The organism is Klebsiella sp. A-Nf5 (genome assembly GCF_002810545.1).
In the GTDB taxonomy this organism is placed as follows: domain Bacteria; phylum Pseudomonadota; class Gammaproteobacteria; order Enterobacterales; family Enterobacteriaceae; genus Klebsiella; species Klebsiella variicola.
This window is the reverse complement of record NZ_PIOG01000209.1, coordinates 1-538: the sequence shown is the minus strand read 5'-3', so window position 1 is coordinate 538 and position 538 is coordinate 1. Positions and strand designations below refer to the sequence as shown.

The following is a 538-nucleotide window of genomic DNA, read 5'->3' as shown; positions in this document are numbered from 1 at the left end:
AGTTGAAATGGTGCCGGCAATAGCTTTGTCGCATATTGTAATGCACCATTTGGATATATGATTTTAGGAACTGAAAGGTCGACCGAATTTTCCTTACAAAAGGAAAACAGTTTATCAACCTCGCCCTGAGCATAGTAAATGTCAGGATTACAAATCAAAAAATAACTACATTGGTTTTTATAATGTTCAAATACTTTATTATGCCCTGCGCCAAAACCTTCATTATCAGGTAATCTTATGACATCAACTTTATCGTGCTTATAATCATCCAACCAGGTACAAAAAGAACCATTATCCACTATAACTAGTTTATCGATATTCTTTTCATTTAATAACGAATCAAGCGTAAGCTCAATTTCTTGAAAAGAATGTTTATAAAGAACAAGCGAAGCTAGTATATTCACATAGCACCTTACTACATTTTCCCAACACAAACGTAAATTATGGTTGATAATGTACCGAGTTTATATTGATGGTAAACACCAGATTTTATGTAAAAATAAATCCTTTTCAAAAACCTACTTTTACTTATATTATT

At 31.6% G+C, this 538-nt stretch carries 1 protein-coding gene; it reads right to left on the bottom strand.

Annotated elements, in window-relative coordinates; all coding sequences use genetic code 11:
- The coding region (locus CWM53_RS20295; protein ID WP_133124373.1) for a glycosyltransferase family 2 protein at positions 1 to 404 on the bottom strand (404 nt) is incomplete at its 3' end.
- Positions 405 to 538 lie beyond the last annotated feature (134 nt).